The 18,608-nt window shown below is 62.2% G+C and carries 15 protein-coding genes; 5 read left to right on the top strand and 10 right to left on the bottom strand.

Annotated features, from left to right (window positions below; genetic code table 11):
- Both putA and ACTHN9_RS07300 read left to right on the top strand, forming a co-directional pair.
- Positions 1-3,526: trifunctional transcriptional regulator/proline dehydrogenase/L-glutamate gamma-semialdehyde dehydrogenase (gene putA, locus ACTHN9_RS07295; RefSeq protein WP_440536092.1), on the top strand; the 3,526-nt coding region annotated here is incomplete at its 5' end.
- 85 nt (positions 3,527-3,611) lie between these two features.
- Positions 3,612-4,760 (top strand): branched-chain amino acid ABC transporter substrate-binding protein, encoded by a 1,149-nt coding sequence (locus tag ACTHN9_RS07300; RefSeq protein ID WP_440536093.1) that lies wholly within the window; start codon positions 3,612-3,614, stop codon positions 4,758-4,760.
- A gap of 129 nt (positions 4,761-4,889) precedes the next feature.
- Here the strand turns inward: ACTHN9_RS07300 and cadR are convergent, their stop codons facing one another.
- Both cadR and ACTHN9_RS07310 read right to left on the bottom strand, forming a co-directional pair.
- A complete protein-coding gene (gene cadR / locus ACTHN9_RS07305; RefSeq protein WP_440536094.1) occupies positions 4,890-5,321 on the bottom strand; it encodes a Cd(II)/Pb(II)-responsive transcriptional regulator in 432 nt (143 codons plus the stop codon).
- Between the two features lie 54 nt (positions 5,322-5,375).
- Complete coding sequence (locus ACTHN9_RS07310) at positions 5,376-5,669, bottom strand: hypothetical protein (RefSeq protein WP_440536095.1); 294 nt, start codon at positions 5,667-5,669, stop codon at positions 5,376-5,378.
- Positions 5,670-5,678: 9 nt separating this feature from the next.
- Here ACTHN9_RS07310 and ACTHN9_RS07315 point away from each other — a divergent pair, with 9 nt between their 5' ends.
- A complete protein-coding gene (locus tag ACTHN9_RS07315; RefSeq protein WP_440536096.1) occupies positions 5,679-7,826 on the top strand; it encodes a heavy metal translocating P-type ATPase in 2,148 nt (715 codons plus the stop codon).
- A gap of 390 nt (positions 7,827-8,216) precedes the next feature.
- The gene (locus tag ACTHN9_RS07320) at positions 8,217-8,543 is read left to right on the top strand and encodes a hypothetical protein (protein WP_440536097.1); all 327 of its coding nucleotides are present in this window, start codon (positions 8,217-8,219) and stop codon (positions 8,541-8,543) included.
- Positions 8,544-8,545: 2 nt separating this feature from the next.
- Here the strand turns inward: ACTHN9_RS07320 and ACTHN9_RS07325 are convergent, their stop codons facing one another.
- The gene (locus ACTHN9_RS07325; protein ID WP_440536098.1) at positions 8,546-9,592 is read right to left on the bottom strand and encodes a S1C family serine protease; all 1,047 of its coding nucleotides are present in this window, start codon (positions 9,590-9,592) and stop codon (positions 8,546-8,548) included.
- Positions 9,593-9,848: 256 nt separating this feature from the next.
- Between ACTHN9_RS07325 and ACTHN9_RS07330 the strand changes: the two genes are divergently transcribed.
- Positions 9,849-10,244 carry a DUF1828 domain-containing protein gene (locus ACTHN9_RS07330; protein WP_440536099.1) on the top strand — a complete coding sequence of 132 codons (396 nt, stop codon included), beginning with the start codon at positions 9,849-9,851 and terminating at the stop codon, positions 10,242-10,244.
- Between the two features lie 151 nt (positions 10,245-10,395).
- On the opposite strand, the gene ACTHN9_RS07335 is transcribed toward ACTHN9_RS07330, so the two are convergent.
- From ACTHN9_RS07335 to ACTHN9_RS07365, 7 genes are all read right to left on the bottom strand, one after another.
- Positions 10,396-11,742 carry a hypothetical protein gene (locus ACTHN9_RS07335; RefSeq protein ID WP_440536100.1) on the bottom strand — a complete coding sequence of 449 codons (1,347 nt, stop codon included), beginning with the start codon at positions 11,740-11,742 and terminating at the stop codon, positions 10,396-10,398.
- A 249-nt stretch (positions 11,743-11,991) separates the two neighbouring features.
- Positions 11,992-12,249 carry a PAAR domain-containing protein gene (locus tag ACTHN9_RS07340; RefSeq protein WP_440536101.1) on the bottom strand — a complete coding sequence of 86 codons (258 nt, stop codon included), beginning with the start codon at positions 12,247-12,249 and terminating at the stop codon, positions 11,992-11,994.
- 166 nt (positions 12,250-12,415) lie between these two features.
- Positions 12,416-12,769: a hypothetical protein gene (locus tag ACTHN9_RS07345; RefSeq protein WP_440536102.1), complete on the bottom strand. Its 354-nt coding sequence runs from the start codon at positions 12,767-12,769 to the stop codon at positions 12,416-12,418.
- A gap of 106 nt (positions 12,770-12,875) precedes the next feature.
- Positions 12,876-13,943, bottom strand: coding sequence for a DUF6708 domain-containing protein (locus ACTHN9_RS07350; protein ID WP_440536103.1), 1,068 nt, complete (start codon positions 13,941-13,943; stop codon positions 12,876-12,878).
- Between the two features lie 3 nt (positions 13,944-13,946).
- Positions 13,947-16,577 (bottom strand): T6SS effector BTH_I2691 family protein, encoded by a 2,631-nt coding sequence (locus tag ACTHN9_RS07355; RefSeq protein WP_440536104.1) that lies wholly within the window; start codon positions 16,575-16,577, stop codon positions 13,947-13,949.
- 23 nt (positions 16,578-16,600) lie between these two features.
- Positions 16,601-17,362, bottom strand: a complete 762-nt coding sequence (locus tag ACTHN9_RS07360; protein ID WP_440536105.1) for a DUF4123 domain-containing protein — start codon at positions 17,360-17,362, stop codon at positions 16,601-16,603.
- A 117-nt stretch (positions 17,363-17,479) separates the two neighbouring features.
- Positions 17,480-18,608: DUF2345 domain-containing protein (locus tag ACTHN9_RS07365; protein WP_440536106.1), on the bottom strand; the 1,129-nt coding region annotated here is incomplete at its 5' end.

Genomic DNA, 18,608 nt, shown 5'->3' on the forward strand with positions numbered 1-18,608 from the left:
CGGCGTCGAGGGCCTCATTCACGAGTTCTCGCTGTCGAGCCAGGAAGGCGTGGCCCTCATGTGTCTGGCCGAGGCGCTGCTGCGCATCCCCGATCGCGCCACGCGCGACGCGCTGATTCGCGACAAGATCAGCAAGGGCGACTGGAAGTCGCACATGGGCCACGCGCCGTCGCTGTTCGTGAACGCGGCCACCTGGGGCCTCATGATCACCGGTAAGCTCGTCACGACCAACAGCGAAGCGGGCCTGTCGTCGGCGCTGACGCGCTTGATCGGCAAGGGCGGCGAGCCGTTGATCCGCAAGGGCGTCGACATGGCGATGCGCTTGATGGGCGAGCAATTCGTCACGGGCGAGACGATTTCCGAGGCGCTTGCGAACAGCCGCAAGTTCGAAGCGCGGGGCTTCCGCTATTCGTACGACATGCTCGGCGAAGCGGCCACGACCGAGGAAGACGCGCAGCGCTACTACGCGTCGTACGAGCAAGCGATCCATGCGATCGGCAAGGCGGCCGGTGGGCGCGGCATCTACGAAGGCCCCGGCATCTCGATCAAGCTCTCGGCGCTGCATCCGCGCTACTCGCGCGCGCAACAAGAGCGCACGATGAACGAACTGCTGCCGCGCGTGCGTTCGCTCGCCGTGCTCGCACGCCGCTACGACATCGGCCTGAACATCGACGCCGAGGAAGCCGACCGCCTCGAACTCTCGCTCGATCTGCTCGAAGCGCTGTGCTTCGATGCCGAACTGGCCGGCTGGAACGGTATCGGCTTCGTCGTGCAGGCCTATCAGAAGCGCTGCCCGTTCGTGATCGACTACGTCGTCGATTTGGCGCGCCGCAGCCGTCACCGCATCATGGTGCGCCTCGTGAAAGGCGCCTATTGGGACAGCGAGATCAAGCGCGCCCAGCTGGACGGGCTCGAAGGCTATCCGGTCTATACGCGCAAGGTCTACACCGACGTCTCGTATCTCGCCTGCGCGAAGAAGCTGCTCGGCGCGCCCGATGCCGTCTATCCGCAATTCGCGACGCACAACGCCTATACGCTCGCGGCGATCTATCACCTCGCCGGCCAGAACTACTACCCCGGGCAGTACGAGTTCCAATGTCTGCACGGCATGGGCGAACCGCTTTACGAAGAAGTCACGGGCCGCGACAAGCTGAACCGTCCGTGCCGCATCTACGCGCCGGTCGGCACGCATGAAACGCTGCTCGCGTATCTCGTGCGCCGCTTGCTCGAGAACGGCGCGAACACGTCGTTCGTCAATCGCATCGCCGATGAAACGGTGCCCGTCGCCGCGCTCGTGGCCGATCCCGTGGACGAAGCCTCGAAGATCGTTCCGCTCGGCGCGCCGCACGCGAAGATTCCGCTGCCGCGCGATCTGTTCGGCAGCGAGCGTCTGAATTCGATGGGCCTCGATCTGTCGAACGAGCATCGCCTCGCTTCGTTGTCTTCGGCGCTGCTCGCGAGCGCCCATCATCCGTGGCGCGCGGCGCCGATGCTCGAAAGCGGCGAGCTGGCCGCGTCCAGCGCAGCGGGCCGCAGCGAGCACGTCGTGCGCAACCCGGCCGACCACCGCGATCTGGTGGGGACCGTCGTCGAAGCCACTCGCGAAGACGTGAACGCGGCGCTCGCCTTCGCCGTCGCCGCGGCGCCGATCTGGCAAGCCACGCCCGTCAACGCGCGCGCCGATTGCCTCGCGCGAGCGGCCGATCTGCTCGAAGCGCAGATGCACACGCTCATGGGCCTCATCGTGCGCGAAGCGGGCAAGTCGCTGCCCAATGCCATCGCCGAGATTCGCGAAGCGGTCGATTTCCTGCGTTACTACTCGGCACAGATTCGCGAGGAATTCTCGAACGATACGCATCGTCCGCTCGGGCCCGTCGTCTGCATCAGCCCGTGGAACTTCCCGCTGGCGATCTTCATGGGGCAAGTGGCTGCCGCGCTCGCGGCCGGCAACACGGTGCTCGCCAAGCCGGCCGAACAAACGCCGCTGATTGCCGCGCAGGCCGTCCGCCTGTTGCGCGAAGCCGGTGTGCCCGCGGGTGCCGTGCAACTGCTGCCGGGCGACGGCGAGACGGTGGGCGCTTCGCTCGTCGCCGATCCGCGTACCCGTGCCGTCATGTTCACGGGCTCGACCGAAGTGGCGCGCCTCATCAACAAGACGCTCTCCGACCGCCTCGATCCGGACGGCAAGCCGATCCCGCTGATCGCGGAGACGGGCGGTCAGAACGCGATGATCGTCGATTCGTCGGCGCTCGCGGAGCAAGTGGTGGCCGACGTCATGCAATCGGCCTTCGACTCGGCCGGCCAGCGTTGCTCGGCACTGCGCGTGCTGTGCTTGCAGGACGACGTCGCCGATCGCACGCTGACGATGCTCAAAGGCGCGATGCACGAACTCGCGCTCGGCAATCCCGACCGCCTGTCGACGGACGTCGGCCCCGTCATCGACGCCGAAGCCAAGCGCACGATCGACGCGCATGCTGCCGCCTTGCGCGAGAAGGGCCGCACGGTGACGCAACTGCCGCTGCCCGAGCACTGCGCGCACGGTACCTTCGTGCCGCCGACGCTGATCGAACTCGAGAGCATCGACGAATTGAAGCGCGAAGTGTTCGGCCCGGTGCTGCACGTGATTCGCTATCGTCGCAGCGGCCTCGACAAGCTGCTCGAGCAGATTCGCGCGACGGGCTATGGGCTCACGCTCGGGATCCATACGCGGATCGATGAAACGATCGCGCACGTCATCTCGCGTGCTCACGTCGGCAACATCTATGTCAATCGCAACGTGATCGGTGCGGTTGTCGGCGTGCAGCCGTTCGGCGGAGAAGGGCTGTCGGGCACCGGGCCGAAGGCCGGTGGGGCGCTCTATCTGCAACGCCTGCTCGCCAAGCGTCCGTCCGGTTTGCCGAAGTCGCTCGCGGCCTCGCTCGTAGCAGACGGCGCGAGCGAACAAGCGAAGAGCGCGGCCCCGCTCTCGCCGCGTGCCGCACTCACGGCGCTGCGCGACTGGCTTATCGCCGAGCGGCAACCCGCGCTCGCGGCCCGCTGCGACGGCTATCTCGCTAATATGCCGGCCGGTGCCACGGCCGTGTTGCCGGGGCCGACCGGCGAGCGCAACACCTATACGCTCGGTGCGCGCGGCACGGTATCCTGCGTGCCTTCGACGCTCGGCGGCGCGCGGGCGCAGTTCGCGGCGGTGCTGGCGACGGGGAACCGCGCGGTATTTTCGGGCGCGGCCGGCGAGGCGCTCGTGGCGTCGCTGCCGAGCCAGTTGAAGCCGTTCGCCGACGTGCAAAAGAGTGCCGATGCGCCTTTCGATGCGGTGCTGTTCGAAGGCGACAGCGACGAGTTGCTGGCGCTCGTGAGGGAGGTGGCGAAACGCCCGGGGCCGATCGTTTCGGTGCAGGGCGTCTCGACGCACGCGCTGGAGAACGGCGATGAAGATTACGCGCTCGAGCGGTTACTGACGGAACGCTCGGTCAGCGTGAATACGGCCGCGGCGGGCGGCAATGCGAATTTGATGACGATCGGCTGAGCAATCCTTGTCGATGGATTCAAAAACGGGAGCGGTGCGGCGACCCCGAGGCTGCTCCCAACTACCTTGGTATCTAGGAGAAGCTATGCAGCACAAAATGAAAACGCTGGCAGGCGCGACGCTGGTTGCGGCAATGTCGCTGGTGGGGACCGCACACGCAGATCAAGCAGAGCAAGTGAAGATCGGCTTTGCCGGCCCGATGACGGGTGCGCAAGCGCACTACGGCACCGACTTCCAAAACGGCGTCAAGCTCGCGATCTCGGACATGAACGCGACGAAGCCCGTGATCGGCGGCAAGCAAGTCGAATTCGTGCTCGACGCAGCCGACGACCAAGCCGACCCGCGCACGGGGACGACGGTTGCCCAAAAGCTCGTCGACGACGGCATCAAGGGCATGATCGGCCACTTCAACTCGGGCACGACGATCCCGGCTTCGCGCATCTATGCGAACGCGGGCATCCCCGAAGTTGCGATGGCGACGGCGCCCGAGTACACGCAGCAAGGCTTTAAGACGACGTTCCGCATGATGACTTCCGACACGCAGCAAGGGTCGGTCGCGGGCACGTTCGCCGTGAAGAACCTGAACATGAAGAAGATCGCGATCGTCGACGACCGCACGGCTTATGGTCAAGGTCTGGCCGATCAATTCGCGAAGGCGGCGAAGGCTGCCGGCGCAACCATCGTCGATCGCGAATTCACGAACGACAAGGCAGTCGACTTCAAGGGCATCTTGACGAAGCTGAAGGCCGCCAACCCCGACCTGATCTACTTCGGCGGTGCCGATGCGCAAGCCGCGCCGATGGCCAAGCAAATGAAGTCGCTGGCGATCAAGGCGCCGTTGATGGGCGGCGAAATGCTGCACACGCCCGACTTCCTGAAGATCGCCGGCTCGGCTGCCGACGGCACGTACGCTTCGCTCGCAGGTCTGCCGCTCTCCGACATGCCTGGCGGCGCGCAATACGTCGCGAAGTACAAGAAGATGTTCGGTACCGAAGTCGAAACGTACTCGCCGTACGCCTACGACGGTACGATCGCGCTGCTGACGGCGATGAAGAAGGCCAACTCGACGGATCCGGCGAAGTACCTGCCGGTGCTCGCGAAGACCGACATGGCTGGTGTGACGACGACCCACCTCGCCTACGACGAGCACGGCGATCTGAAGAACGGCGGCATCACGATCTACAAGGCAGAAAACGGCCAGTGGAAGCCGCTGCAAAGCGTCGGCGCGAAGTAATCGTCGCGCATTGCTAAGCGCTTCGTCCGACGGGCGAAGCGCAAATGCCGAAGGCCCCGCGGATGGTTCGCGGGGCCTTTGTCGTCGAGGGGGCGTGTGGGATAACGCGCGGCCATCCGCGCGCGGCGCTTAGCCGACGTGCGTCCGCTTGGCCGGCGCCGGCTGCGTTTCCATCGAGGCGAGCCCATGGACGATGCCGCACGCATCGACGGTTCCTTCGCCCTTGCATTGCTCGCGCAACTCGATGAGCTGCGCCTTGAGCTGTTCGAGTTCGGCCAGTCTCGTATCCACGTGGCCGATGTGCGCATCGAGCAGCGCGTCGATCGATTCGCAGCGATCCGAATGGCGGTCCATCAACCGCAGCAACATGCGGATCTCGTCGTGCGTCATGTCCAGCGCGCGGCAGTTGCGGATGAAGCGCAACCGCTCGATGTGCTCGGCGCCATAGGAACGGTAATTCGCTTCCGTGCGCTGGGCATCCGGCATCAAGCCCTCTTTTTCGTAGAAACGAATCGTTTCCGTCGTGCAATGGGCGGCTTTCGCCAATTCGCCGATTTTCATGGGAAGCTCGCAGCGGTCGAGGGTTGACCTTGGAGTGGCTACAAGGTGTTTACTCTACCCCAACGGTACACCGAGGACATTTCCATGACGCGATCGCATCGCGCACACGACGAACATGGCGCCGAAGAGGCGCACGCCGGCGAACACGCCCATCGCCACGCCGGTCATGTGGCATCGGCGCACGCCCACCATTCGCACGAATGCGGCCAGGCTCATTCGGATTCGGTCGAGCACGAGCACGAGCACGCACGGGGGTGCGACCACGACCACGGTCACCGTCACGACTCGCATGCGCATGCCGCGTCGCCCGGCCCCGGCCACACGGCCCACGACGGTTGCTGCGCGCACGACGCCGCCGTGCTGGTGCCGCTTCCTGCCGCCGCGAAGCGAGGCGACGGCATCGAGACGACGATCCGCATCATGCAGATGGATTGTCCGACCGAGGAAGCGCTGATTCGAGGCAAGCTCGATGACATGTCCGAAGTGACGGGCCTCGACTTCAATCTGATGCAGCGCACCTTGAAAGTCGTGCACGCCCCCGGGGCCGAACCGGCGATACTCGGCGCCATCCGCTGGCTCGGCTTCGTGCCGGAGCTTCCCGATCCCACATCGGCTGCCCAGCCGGTCTCAGAGCCGGCGCGACCGTGGTGGCCGCTCGCATTGGCGGCGATCGCCGCGGTGGTTTCCGAGGCGGCGACATGGGCGGGCGCGTCGCCGTGGCTCGCGGGCCTCTGCGCCGGTTTTGCGCTGGCGTTGAGCGGCCTGAACACTTATCGCAAAGGCTGGATCGCGATCCGCAACGGCAACCTGAATATCAACGCTTTGATGAGCATCGCCGTGACGGGTGCGATGGTGCTGCGTCAGTGGCCGGAAGCCGCGATGGTGATGGTGCTGTTCGCGCTGGCCGAGCGCATCGAAGCGATGTCCCTCGATCGCGCGCGCAACGCCATTCATGCGCTGATGCGGTTGGCACCCGAGACGGCGACCGTCCAGCAAAGCGACGGCAGTTGGACGAGCGTCGAGGCGAAGACCGTGCCGATCGGTGCCCGTGTGCGCGTGGCACCAGGCGAGCGCATCGCCCTCGACGGCGAAATCGTCACCGGTGAATCGAGCGTGAACCAAGCGCCGATTACGGGCGAAAGCTTGCCCGTCGACAAGGGCCCAGGCGACGCCGTGTTCGCGGGCACAATCAACGAGGCCGGTTCATTCGAGTATCGGGTGAGCGCGTCCTCCGACGGCACCACGCTCGCGCGCATCATCCATGCCGTCGAGCAAGCGCAGGGCAAGCGCGCACCGACGCAGCGTTTCGTCGATCGCTTCGCTCGCGTGTACACGCCGATCGTCTTCGGGTGTGCGCTGCTGGTTGCTGTCGTACCGCCGCTCGTCGCCGGCGGGATGTGGCGCGAGTGGATTTACCGTGCGCTCGTCATGCTGGTGATTGCCTGTCCTTGCGCGCTCGTTATCTCGACGCCCGTGACGATCGTCAGCGGACTTGCGGCTGCCGCTCGGCGCGGCATTTTGATCAAGGGCGGCGTCTATCTCGAAGAGGGCCGCAAGCTCGCTTGGATCGCGCTCGACAAGACGGGCACGATCACGACCGGTTCGCCTGCGCAAACCGATTTCGAACCGCAAGCGGATGTCTCGGCGAGCGATTGCCGGCGCATCGCCGCGGCGCTCGCGGGACGTTCCGATCATCCGGTATCGCGCGCGATCGCCAACGCGGCTGCGTCCGCGAGCCTCGGCGACGACGCGAATCGGACGGCGGCGGTCGACGGTTTCGAAGCGTTGCCTGGTCGCGGCGTGGCGGGATCGATCGACGGCTCGCGCTATTGGCTCGGCAACTCGCGGCTAGCGCGCGAGCGGGGAGGGCTCGCTCAGGCTGTCGAGGCGCGTGCGAGCGAACTCGAGCAGCTCGGCCGGTCGGTTGTTGTGCTGATGGATGAGGTGCGTGTGCTCGCGCTGTTTGCCGTTGCCGACACGGTCAAGCAAACGAGCCGCACGGCGTTGGCCCAATTGCACGCGCTCGGCATTCGCACGGCGATGCTGACGGGCGACAACGCGCATACGGCGCGCGCCATCGCCGCGGAAGTGGGGATCGACGACGTTCGCGGCGAGCAGTTGCCCGATGACAAGCTGCGAGCGATCGAATCGCTCGCGGCGGACGGCGGCGCGGTGGGGATGGTGGGCGACGGGATCAACGATGCGCCGGCGCTGGCACGCGCGCGCATCGGGTTTGCGATGGGCGCCATGGGCAGCGATGCGGCGATCGAGACGGCCGATGTCGCGTTGATGGACGACGACTTGCGCAAGATTCCGGCGTTCGTGCGCCTATCGCGCACAACCTACGCGGTGCTCGTGCAGAACATCGTGTTCGCGCTGGCGGTGAAGGCGGTTTTCTTGGTGCTCACGCTCGCGGGGCACGGAACGATGTGGATGGCGGTATTCGCCGATGCGGGCGCGAGCCTCATCGTGGTGGCAAACGGCCTGCGGCTGCTGCGGCGTTAAAGCGAGGCAGGCAAGCGTGCAGACGGGGACACCGGGGCGGTCGCCGTGCTTGCGAGCGGCGCGCTTCTTGCGCGCGAAATATGGCCAGTCCAGTAGGGACATCGACAGCGCGCGTTATCGATGAGCCGCGTGCGTCGTCGAACGTTTTGCAGGGGAGCCGGTTGCGCTATCGGGGTCTGGAGCATCGATGCGGGCAGCGCGTTTTTGCATCGATCGCCGGGAATCCATCAGTTCGATCGCCTAGACTGGAAGGGCCATTCGCCGCTTCGTCGCGTTCGACGCGAAGCGGCGCCGAGCTTGGTCGACGGAAGCGGGGCGGATGACGACTGGGGGCAACCGAGGTCGGGTTGCTAAAGGCTCATCGAGGACCGATTCGTGAAGGAGTTGACCATGCTGCAAAGTAGCGAAATTCAAAAGCGGTTTTCTCATATTCAGCAAACGATCAGCGAAGCGACGCGTAGCTGCCAGAGCGCGCAGTCGGTGCCGCAGGATTTGAAAAGCTGCGTCGAAGAACTCGACAAGCAATGTAAGACGGCGCAATCGGCGATGAAATCGCAGGACGAGGGCCGGATGCGCGAGTGCATCGATTCGCTCGAAGCGATCGGCGACCGCGCCGAGCGGGCATGCCAAAAGAGCGGCAATGTCGACGGCGACTTGAAACGTGCCGTCTCGACGATGCATTCCGAGTTGTCGGACTTGAAGCGCCAACTGCACTGATCTTAGGTCGAGCGCGCAGCGGCCGGTTCGACCGGCGTCACTTGCAATGTGAGCTTTTGCGTCGTCCGCAATACCGTGATGTCGACGGTGCGGTCGATGGTTGAGGCATCGAGCACGCGTTGCAACGCATCGACGCCGTCCACGGCCGTGCCGTCGATCGCGACGATCGTATCGTCGACGCGCAGCCCGCCGAGCGCGGCCGGGCTGCCTTTGACGAGTTCCATCACGCGTACGCCGCTTGCGATGTCGAGCGCGAAATAGCGTTGCGCCTTGCGTGCGATCGGGACGGCGGTTCCCGCTACGCCGATATACGCGCGGCGCACGCGACCGTGCGCGAACAATTGCATGATCACCCACTTGGCCGTATCGATCGCGGTGGCGAAGCAGATGGACTGCGCGCCCGGAATGATCGCCGTGTTCACGCCGACGACCTGCCCGGCCGAATTGACGAGCGGCCCGCCGGAGTTGCCTGGATTGAGAGCCGCGTCGGTTTGAATGACGTCGTAGATCATGCGGCCCGACGCCGAGCGCAGCGAGCGGCCGAGCGCGGAGACGACGCCGGTCGTTACCGTTTGGGCTAGCCCGAGCGGATTGCCGACGGCAATCGCGATTTGGCCGACCCGCAGCTTCGACGATTCTCCGAGTTCGACATGCGGCAACGGCTCGGCCGAGCCGATCCGCAGCACGGCCAGATCGGTGCTCGGATCGTCGCCGACTAGGCTCGCCGCATGGGTCGAGCCGTCGGCGAGCGTGACGTGGATCGCGCTGGCGCCGTGGACGACGTGGCTGTTCGTCAGCAGATAGCCATCGGGGGTGAACAGGAATCCCGACCCGCTGCCGCCGTGCCGCCGCGGATCGCCGGGCAGGGCGCGCTCCACGGAGACGAAGACGACGGCTTGCCGAACGCGTCCGAGTGCATGAATGACGGTGCGCGAGTAGGCATCGAGCAGCGCGTCGTCTTGATCGAGTGCACCTTCGTTGGCCTGTGGGCCGTCGGAAGGTGACGGTGCGCGCGCGAGATCATCGATAAAGGAGGGTCGACTTCCCATGTTCGCCGTGCTCCAAAGAGGAGGAGGGCCGAAGATGCGGGGTGGGAAGCGGGATTTTCAAGGGGCGGTCGGACCGTGGTTAGTTGCGCATTGATCGCGACCATTTTGGGACAAGCTGCCCAGCTGGCTATTGGCTTTCTTAGCAGCCAAGGCCCTCCCGCTTGCCGAATTGGGCTCGACCCGTCTCGTGGCATGATGCCGGGGATATTTGCGGACTGAAAGGTCCCTTGCACGGCACCCAACTCGACCTCCTGGCATGAACTGCGATCAACTTCTAGCGATGACCGGGTGGCGCTGCACTCCTGCTGGAGAGTCGACGATACGCGCTATTGCCCCGCTGACGCTCGGTTGCGATGGTCGGCACGCCGCCTTTTACCTCGCCCAGCCTTCTTCCGACAGCTTCTACCTGACCGACGGTGGCGAGACGGCTATGCTTGCCGCTCAATCCGGGGTCGACATCACGCCCACGCGGCTAGATGCGCTCAACCGAACCGTCGGCGTGCATTTCGCCAAATTCGGCAAAGATCTGGCGATTACGGCCGAAGGATCTCTCGCAGAGGCGCAGGATGCTCTGTGGGATGCGGTGATATTGGCGATGTCTCTATCGTTTGCTCGCGAAAGATGGACCACCTTCGGTTCGGAGCATTCGTAGAACGTGTACTAACTAAATTCGCGGGACGGGATCGAGTGAAACACGCCTATCGGATGCAGGGTGCAAGGGATTAGCGGACACACTGCCTCTGGCGCGTCGGTGCATTGCGCGAAGGCAACCGCACGGGAATCATCGACGCATTCCAAGAGCGCTACGCGATGAGCCGATCGGGCCGCACGATCGTCGGCCCGATGAAAACGAGCTTTCGCAACGAGCCATTTGGTCCATGCGGCTGCATCTTGAAGTGCGGGCGCCGCCAATGGCTACGGACTTCCCGCTGCGTGCCGTCGCTCGGCGGGAGCGACGCCGCTGGCTCCGCATCGAGGATCGCTGGGCCAACAAGGTGCCTGTCATACAGCAACTCGATTTCCGCCAGACGCTCCGCGCGCCGACGCTTGCCCAGGCCGTTGAAGTTGCGTGGCGCATTCGAATAAGCGCGATCGTGAACGACGTGCGCATCGCGTGCCTTCAGGTACAGCAGCATTTTGATGGCGTAATCGAGCGCATTGCGCCACAGTTGGCGAGCGTCCTCTTCTTCCGGGCTCGAGCCTTGAAACTCCTTGTCGACCAGTTCGCGGATCGTTCTTTCCGGCTCGTCGACAGGCAGTTCCAGCGCGTCCATGTACATGCCTTCTTGACCGTCGACACGATCGGTCCATGCCACAAAGCCGATCGAGTGCGCGTTGCGGAAGATCGTGATCGCTTCCACTTCGCCCCTTTGTCCCCACCGGCTAGGCTCCGGAATAATACACAGCGTATCGACCGGGAGTGCAAGCATGCCGATCTGCACGTCGTCGGCGATATACGCGGCGTCGAGCAGCCGGTGCAACGGCGGCGTCGGCTCGTAAAATGCGCCGCTACGGGCTTCGAACGCCATCCATACGGCGCTGCAGGATGAGGCCATCGCGATAACATCCGTGCAATATCCCTCTGCTCCGTCGGGCAACAGGTCTCGTGCTAACGTTTCGAAACGCTTCATCAGGCGCGGAATGCGCTGCGTTTTCAGCGTGTCCGTCATCGTCGGCGACAAGATTGGATTGAGGGCTTCGCACAGCGCATTCCAGGCAGCCATTGCGCCCGTCACTCGATACCGGACCGGAGCCGGCAGCCGCTGCAACTTCGGCGCAGTCGTTTCGTGGGTTTTTAGTACGGCGTGTGCGAGCCGACGGGCGGCTTCCGCCCATCGTCTATCGGCCAACTCCTCTGGGCTCAATGGCCGTTCCAGCAGCGGGCGCTGCCGACGCTGCCGCAAATAGGCCGCCACGGCCGCGGATTCGTGCTTGACGACAATGTCCTTCTGGCCTGGGCCAATGAGGCGCCGTTCGTCCCAGCCGAATTCGAATACCACGTCACCGAGTTGCATCGTCGCGCCCGCGGGCGAATCTCGCATCGCCAGCCACTCGGCTAGCTTCGGCGAAATCTTCTCCCAGATTTCCGTTGCGAACGAATGAGCCTGTTCGGCGCTCCGTGGCTGTAGATCGCCTGTGCTAACGCGCATTGTGACGCCCGGCACGATGCCAACGCAGCGGACTTGTCCGCCGCCAAGGGCCATCGAGCCGAGCAATGATCGCATCATTACGTCGTGTGTCGCGAGCTTTTCGTGACCGGCTATAGCCACGCGGCCACTCTCTCGAAAAGTGTTCATTTTTTGTTCTGTTGCCAATGGGGCGACGTGTCGGTCCGAACGCATCGCAAAACTAACGCCGGTGCGAAGCGCGCTGCCGGAAGTGTGGCGACGGGACGTGGGTCACAGCGACGAAATTAGGCGAGCCCCGCATTCGGTCGGATCGTTGTGATATGCGACCGGCTTGCCGTGGTGATTTCGCTGACTGTTCTCAGGCAGGATTTTGAATTTCCCCTTGCACTGAGGGCACCATGTCACGTCGTCCTTCAAGGCGACAGGGATGCCCATTGCCTTGATTTCATCGCACGCCGTAATGACTTCGCCGCCGTGGGTCGTTTTGTCGTGGAGGCGGATCACGCCTCGGCCGTTTTCGTCTTTCATCATGGGCTCTTCGTATCTAGACGTTCAATGTCGCTGCCGTAGGCAGTTTCGTGCGCAGGACACTCCAAGCACTTCTGACGATCGCCCTGGCGCATTTCGATCCAAGGCAGCTTGATTCGCCGCAGCTTGGCGTCATAGCCGTCCTCGACGCGACGGTACCGGATAGTCAGCGCAACCGTCCACGGTCGACGCGGACAATGTTCGCGTATGGAACCGAACTGCGCTGGACTTGACAATGATCGGCATAAAACCTGACTCGATTCATTGTGCTCATCTGTACTAGCGCGATCAGGGGCACGGCGAATGGCGCGATGACCGAGCTGAAACTAAAAAACGGTTGTGCCTCCCCCATGGCCGAGTTGAACGCATTCATCTCATTGTTTAACGAATGATAACGTTCATGACCTTTTCCCGACTTTGATCTCCGCACCCATACGCCGTCGTACGCCGTGACGATTTCTCCACCGTGCGTCGTCTTGTCGTGAAAGCGAATCACGCCTTGGCCGTTTTCGTCTTTCATTGGGTTGTGCCGGTTATCTCGTGTTTTCGGGCCACCGGATAGCATTGACGTTTGCATTCGCTGTGCCGGTCCAGTTGGGCCCTTTGAAAAGGGGGCATCGTCTCCCTCATCGTGCCGCGATAGTGGTGGGGCTGTCGAGCCAAGCGGCAGCATGCGCTTCACCGTCAGATTCTCCCGTCCAACCTTCGGCGGCTGCGTGGTCGTCGTCGGGATACTCGCCACGCCTTTGCGCCGTGACCGTTTCAGCCCATCCAACTGGAGTCCCCGCGCGAGGTTCGGCGTAGGGGTCGTTCTCCGCAACGGGCGATATTTTCCAGACGGCTTCCGGCCAGACAGGATTACGGCAGGTCGCATTCGCCAACATCCGCATCAAAGTGAAAATTAGAACGGCGGGCATCGCCAGCAACCGCATAGATACCGGCGCACTCATCCCGAAGTTATAAAGCGAAAACAGGAACGATTCACGCGGCGTTTCCTTCCGGGGGAGAAACAACATTGGTTTCGGCAAACCACTCGGCCCGTTGTTCATATACTTGCACCAATAATTCCATTGAGCAAGAACCAATCTAATTTGTGACGAATCCCACTCTCGGCCGATCGAAAACGTGCGCGTTACATTACCATTGTCATCAACGGTGTAGTGCCGAATATGAAATTTCGTTCCGTACGGAGTAGGTTCACGATGCAGACAGAAAATAGACTCCTCGGCCCATGGGGCTTCCCAGACGACGTCGCCCTCCCCTGGTTTCGAAAAAAAACGCCTCGTCCGAGTCGCGTAAAGCTTGCGCGCTTCGCGATGAAATCGGATCGGCTTATAGCGAAGCCCAAAAAATAGACCTCCGCCAAGGCGCCAAACTATGCTACCGAATAGGTAGACGATCGCGAGTGCTATGCAGTTCATTATGAAATCGCCCGACGATCCATTCGCGTGCGTGAAGTAGTAGATGTACGGCCCGCCGCAGGAAAAGCAAAACGCGATGACGACCCCCATAATCGCCCATTGCTTGTCAAAAAGTGAGGGTTCCGCCACATCCATGAACGTCGAATTGACGCAAAAGACCGTGCCAAGATCCTTAACCTCGGGCCCGGCTGGTTTTTTAATGGACAGACGATGATTCATGTCCCACTGTGGAACAGGCCCGCCTACGCATTTCTTCATTACCCGTTCGTCCATCGATCACTCCCCCATGGCTGAATTGAACGCCTCAAGCTCATCGTTCAGCGAACGATAATGCTCGGGCGCTTTTCCAAATTTTGATCGCGGCACCCATAGGTTGATCGCAGCAGGCTTGAATTTGGCGAGAATAGCACCCACCGCAATCGACGCGGCGAAAAATATCCAGGCTGGCGGAAACCATCCAGCAACTGCCTCTGGAAGCAACGAGAAAAATGGAGACAACGCGACATACGCACCTAGCCCCCCATTCGCGGCATACAACTCAGCAAGATGCCTATCGCCGTCCCTCCAAGCCGCCGGTGCGTTAACGAATATGTCGTAACCAGCAAGGAAGACTCCCGCTCCCGAACCGACGATTTTGCCTAATCCAACACCAATTTCTGCTCTGTCGTGAGTAAACCATTTCCACTGACCCGCTAGATATTCGGCTAATGGATGTTTATGCGACTTGGCAACAGTTTCAGATGCCTTTTCAACAATATTGCCGATAATCGACACAAACGAACCGATAACCTTCAGGCGATTCTCATTTTCGTTGAACTGATCGCTACCGAGCAGATCTTTACCCGCGAAGGTTAGCGTCGCGAGCTGAAAAATCGCAGTCGTGACGCCCATATTGAATTCGGTGGATGAAGCCGAACTCAGCCACTTGCGTGTCGTCTCCACGCCAGGAAGCTTGATAACCTTAATGTCGCCAGCATCGATCGTTCCCTTTTCCACCCACGCGTCCGTATCGATGGCAAACTTAAACGCTTCCGGATTGGAGGAAGGGTTTGCCTTGAGGACTTCCCGGCTGATTTCGGCAGCTTTCGCGCGCTGTTGGACCCGATTGCCATCCAACTTTAATCCCCTCGCCCTTCCTTCGGCGAGGATCCACTTCTGCACTTCAAGGGCCGTGATATTCGCAGCGTTGATCCGCACGCCTGCCTGCATCGACAAACGAATCGTGACGAATCCGACGGCGGCCCCCCTCGAACCTTTTGTGAGCACCTTCACGACCGTATTGGCAGTAGTGAAAACCAGCCGGTCTCGGAGACAAGCCTGGTCACCCAGCTTTTCGACTCGCGCGACAGCATCCTTGTACACGTTCAGGAAGTTCTCGTACTGGATATCCGATCCGCTGACATGCGAATCCGCGGCCTTCATCAGTGCCTTTTGATTGAATAGGAGCGCGCGCGCGTATAGATGGCGCGTCCCCGATACTTGAGGACTGCTCAGCCAGTCGTCGAGCACCTTCTGGCAAGCCTCGGTGCCAGCGGCCACGCCGATCGTTTGCGCGCAGGACTCGCTGTACGCATAGCCGCTGCGCAGATCCTCGGGGTCGTGGTTCCCAGCCATCCAATCCGCGAGCAAGTCGGATTTAAGCCAGTCGGCATGAGCGCGGACAAGCGCATCCCATTTCGGCTTGAATGCATCGAGCGCCTGAGGATATTCGTGCCGGAGGAAGTGGTCGATCGCCTTTGTGTCGATCAAGCTGACGGGCTTTCCACCGGGACCGATCACCGGCTTTCCGTCGGGTCCCATTTTCAGCGATGCCTCATTCCATGCTTGATCCGCTGCTGCTTGCTGTGCCGCGGGAACATCGTCGATCTTCTGCTGGTGGATCTTCGCCGCCTCATCGCCATTTCCAGTCTTGATCCACGAGCGCACGAATTGATAGAGACCGACTGGGTCGTCCGCAGTCTGCGCATGAACGTCCGCATTTACAACGTTGAGGTCCGCCACAGCTTTCGAGCTGCCGTAGACCAGCCCTGCCTCAGCTGCCGCCTTGGCTCGCGTTCCCAGTTCAGCACGATGCAATAGCTGGGCCGATATGTACTTCCAATAAACCTCCGCATCGAAGCCGTTGTGGTGAGTCGGCACGGTCAGCTCAGCGAGATCGTTGGTCATCCCGACCGGATCGTCTAGAGCGACGACGAACCCCTTCTTGATCGGCGTTTGCGCCATCGCCCCGCCTATCCGGTCGGCAAGGTCGTATAGTCGACGTTCCTCTACTGTCGGCGTGTTGCTAAAGTCGAACGCATCTTTGAGCGCCTCGCTGTCCATCACGAACTGAGCGATATGGCTCCGGCTTGCCTGAAACTCACCAGTATGGGCGGCACCGCCTGCGATCATCGATTTCACATCGACACACTGCATGTGCTGAGCGCGCCACTTCGCGCCATCAGGGCCAAGCGCCTGCTCGACTAGCGCCTTCGTCCACGCGACGTTAGACCAACCGATCCAAAGGTTAGTCGCCTCGTCGACACCCGGCGTGTGCTCCACGTCCACGCAACGGCCAAGCGATAGGAACGCCATATCGCCGCGCCTTGCGCAACCCGTTGCGGTATTACGGACAGAACTCTCCGGTGGTGGATGTTGGCCAGGTACGAAGCTCCACATCAGACCTTCGGGTAACACCATATACGCGCGCAGTCGGCGACGCCTTTCATCGTACGTGTAGAGGTACCCCGCGCGCAGCGCACGAAGCGTGTATTTGGCCGTGGCCACCGACTGTGGTGCGCGCGCGTCGATCTTGAAATTGCCCGTCAGCGCGGGCGCTTTAGCCGCCCCACGCGGACTGGCGACCGCATAGCGGACGGGATAAATCAGCAGCGACTTGCGGTCGCAGAGGGAACAGCCTGCAGACACGTTTAGTTCCTTTGCGTGAGTGGTTAATGCGACGTTGTTTCGAGCGCGTTGAAATCGTTCGGAGTGAACTGGGCCTGGACATCGGACCAGAGCATTTCCCCTTGCGACAGTGCGGGCCATGCATCGAGCACAATTGGATGCTGTTCGAATGCTTGACCGTACCGCACGCAATGCCATGCGTAATCGGCGAGCGCATCGGTATCGAGCATTGCGCCACGCTCGGCCGCCGCGGTAAAGATCCGGTCGAGTTCGCTGGGCAGTCGCGCTGCCTTTTCCGGTGCCATGGCGGGCAACCGGTCAATCACGCGCGAGGCTGCTTCACTGCGGCTGATACGCGACCACTGGTCCGGCTTTGGCCAGGCGGGCATATACCCATTGCTGTCGTCGTTCGGTGTTCCCGGGCCCGTGACGGCCCAGCGATGTCCCACCCAAGCGAACTGCCAGTCCGTTACCGGCCCCAGCAATGTCGCTCGTTGGACACGATCGAAAGCCGCTAGTGTCAGCGCCAACACGCGTGGATCGTAGAATCGCCAGAAGGCGGGTCGCCCATCGGCACCTGGCCCGACAAGATACCGCGCAATGTGATGCGCAAGATCGTCGATGCTCGCCTCGGACGCGAGCCATGCACAACACACCGGCGGACGATTAGCCGACGTTTCCCGGATCAACACAGCGCTAATCGCCGCCTGGGCATCACTGTCGAGTGACGACACATCTACCAGCCGCGGCATCAACTCTTCGCGATGCGCGAGAACACGTGGTGTGCAAGGATGCAGATCGAGCATTCGCAGGAACGGCTCGTGATCGATTGTTGCCGGCTCGATAAGCACGAACCCGTGAGTGAGTTCCGACGGCATGTTCGGAGCCACCTGCAAGGAAAAAGGAATACTCATGTCATGCAATTACGAAAGTGCAACAGACGACGAACCGGACTGCGCGGCGCCGCTGGACAACGACGCACACAAATCCGCCCCCGGGAACTGAGCAGGCACGCTTTGCGGCCCCATCGTGCTGTGGCTCGCCGCGTAAATGACATTGCTACCCGGCGTCTTCCCATTAATCCCATTGGCATCGATCACAAGCTCGCTGTTACCAGCGTTCAACCGAATGCCCTGCTTCGCGGTGATGTTGATCCAGTCGGTCGTACTGATGATCGCCACGACCTTCTTCGCCAGCAACTCAAGCTCATCGTCCTGCGCCTGTACCTGGATCTTGCCGCTGGCCGCAATGAGCTTCATCCCCATGCGATGCACGAACAACGAGAATTTCTCCGATACGCTCGCAAACAGCGATTTGCCCGCCGCAACCGAGACGTTCTGCCCCGACGTGACGGCAACGTGCTGGCCCCCCGTTACGTGCGCGGTCGCGGGTGTCGTCAACTCGAGGCCCGCCGCCCCGGCAAGCAATAAGTGCGGTTCGCCAAGTTCGGGAAACGAGCCCCCGCCCGCTCCTTTAATGCCGTCGGCCTGCGATTTCAGCGCATCGGCCACCTGACTCTGATCGGCGCCACTGTCCTGCGCGGCATGCTTGTGCGCCAGCTTGCCGAGCTGATCGTGCAGTGTTTGCGCCTTGGTCAGACGCGATACAGGCTCGCTGACATCGGCAATATGCGAATTCGCCTCCGGCCGAACCTCGGTACTGACCAACATCCCTTTGCCCGAGCGAATCGCCCCCACCGCATCGGTGCGCAATTCGAAGCCTTCGCCGCGCGCTTCTTGCCGGCCCTGCCAATCCTCGATGCGCGTGATACTGCCCAGCGACAGCTGACTCGCCACATGATCGGATCTCAACTGCGCCTGAATCGCGTTGGCCGTATCGTCGAATACCAGGTGGTTGCTCCGACCGCCCGCCCGGTTGCCCTGATCGCCCACCAACTCGCGGCTGCGAATCCCCGTCAGCGCCCGCTGGTGCGGCAGCCGCCACGCCGGCAGATTCGACGAATTCATCACGCGGCCGATGACGAGAGGATGGTCAGGATTGCCGTCGACCCAACTTACGATCACCTCGGATCCGATTCGCGGTAGGGCGCTC

This window comes from Trinickia sp. (genome assembly GCF_051953405.1).
GTDB lineage: Bacteria > Pseudomonadota > Gammaproteobacteria > Burkholderiales > Burkholderiaceae > Trinickia.

Coding starts and splice junctions, on each gene's coding strand:
- ACTHN9_RS07360 (WP_440536105.1), bottom strand. CDS start 17,362: ATGCTCGATCTGCATCCTTGCACACCACGTGTTCTCGCGCATCGCGAA.
- ACTHN9_RS07300 (WP_440536093.1), top strand. CDS start 3,612: ATGCAGCACAAAATGAAAACGCTGGCAGGCGCGACGCTGGTTGCGGCA.
- ACTHN9_RS07330 (WP_440536099.1), top strand. CDS start 9,849: ATGAACTGCGATCAACTTCTAGCGATGACCGGGTGGCGCTGCACTCCT.
- ACTHN9_RS07325 (WP_440536098.1), bottom strand. CDS start 9,592: ATGGGAAGTCGACCCTCCTTTATCGATGATCTCGCGCGCGCACCGTCA.
- cadR (WP_440536094.1), bottom strand. CDS start 5,321: ATGAAAATCGGCGAATTGGCGAAAGCCGCCCATTGCACGACGGAAACG.
- ACTHN9_RS07340 (WP_440536101.1), bottom strand. CDS start 12,249: ATGAAAGACGAAAACGGCCGAGGCGTGATCCGCCTCCACGACAAAACG.
- ACTHN9_RS07335 (WP_440536100.1), bottom strand. CDS start 11,742: ATGCGCGTTAGCACAGGCGATCTACAGCCACGGAGCGCCGAACAGGCT.
- ACTHN9_RS07320 (WP_440536097.1), top strand. CDS start 8,217: ATGCTGCAAAGTAGCGAAATTCAAAAGCGGTTTTCTCATATTCAGCAA.
- ACTHN9_RS07350 (WP_440536103.1), bottom strand. CDS start 13,943: ATGGACGAACGGGTAATGAAGAAATGCGTAGGCGGGCCTGTTCCACAG.
- ACTHN9_RS07345 (WP_440536102.1), bottom strand. CDS start 12,769: ATGAAAGACGAAAACGGCCAAGGCGTGATTCGCTTTCACGACAAGACG.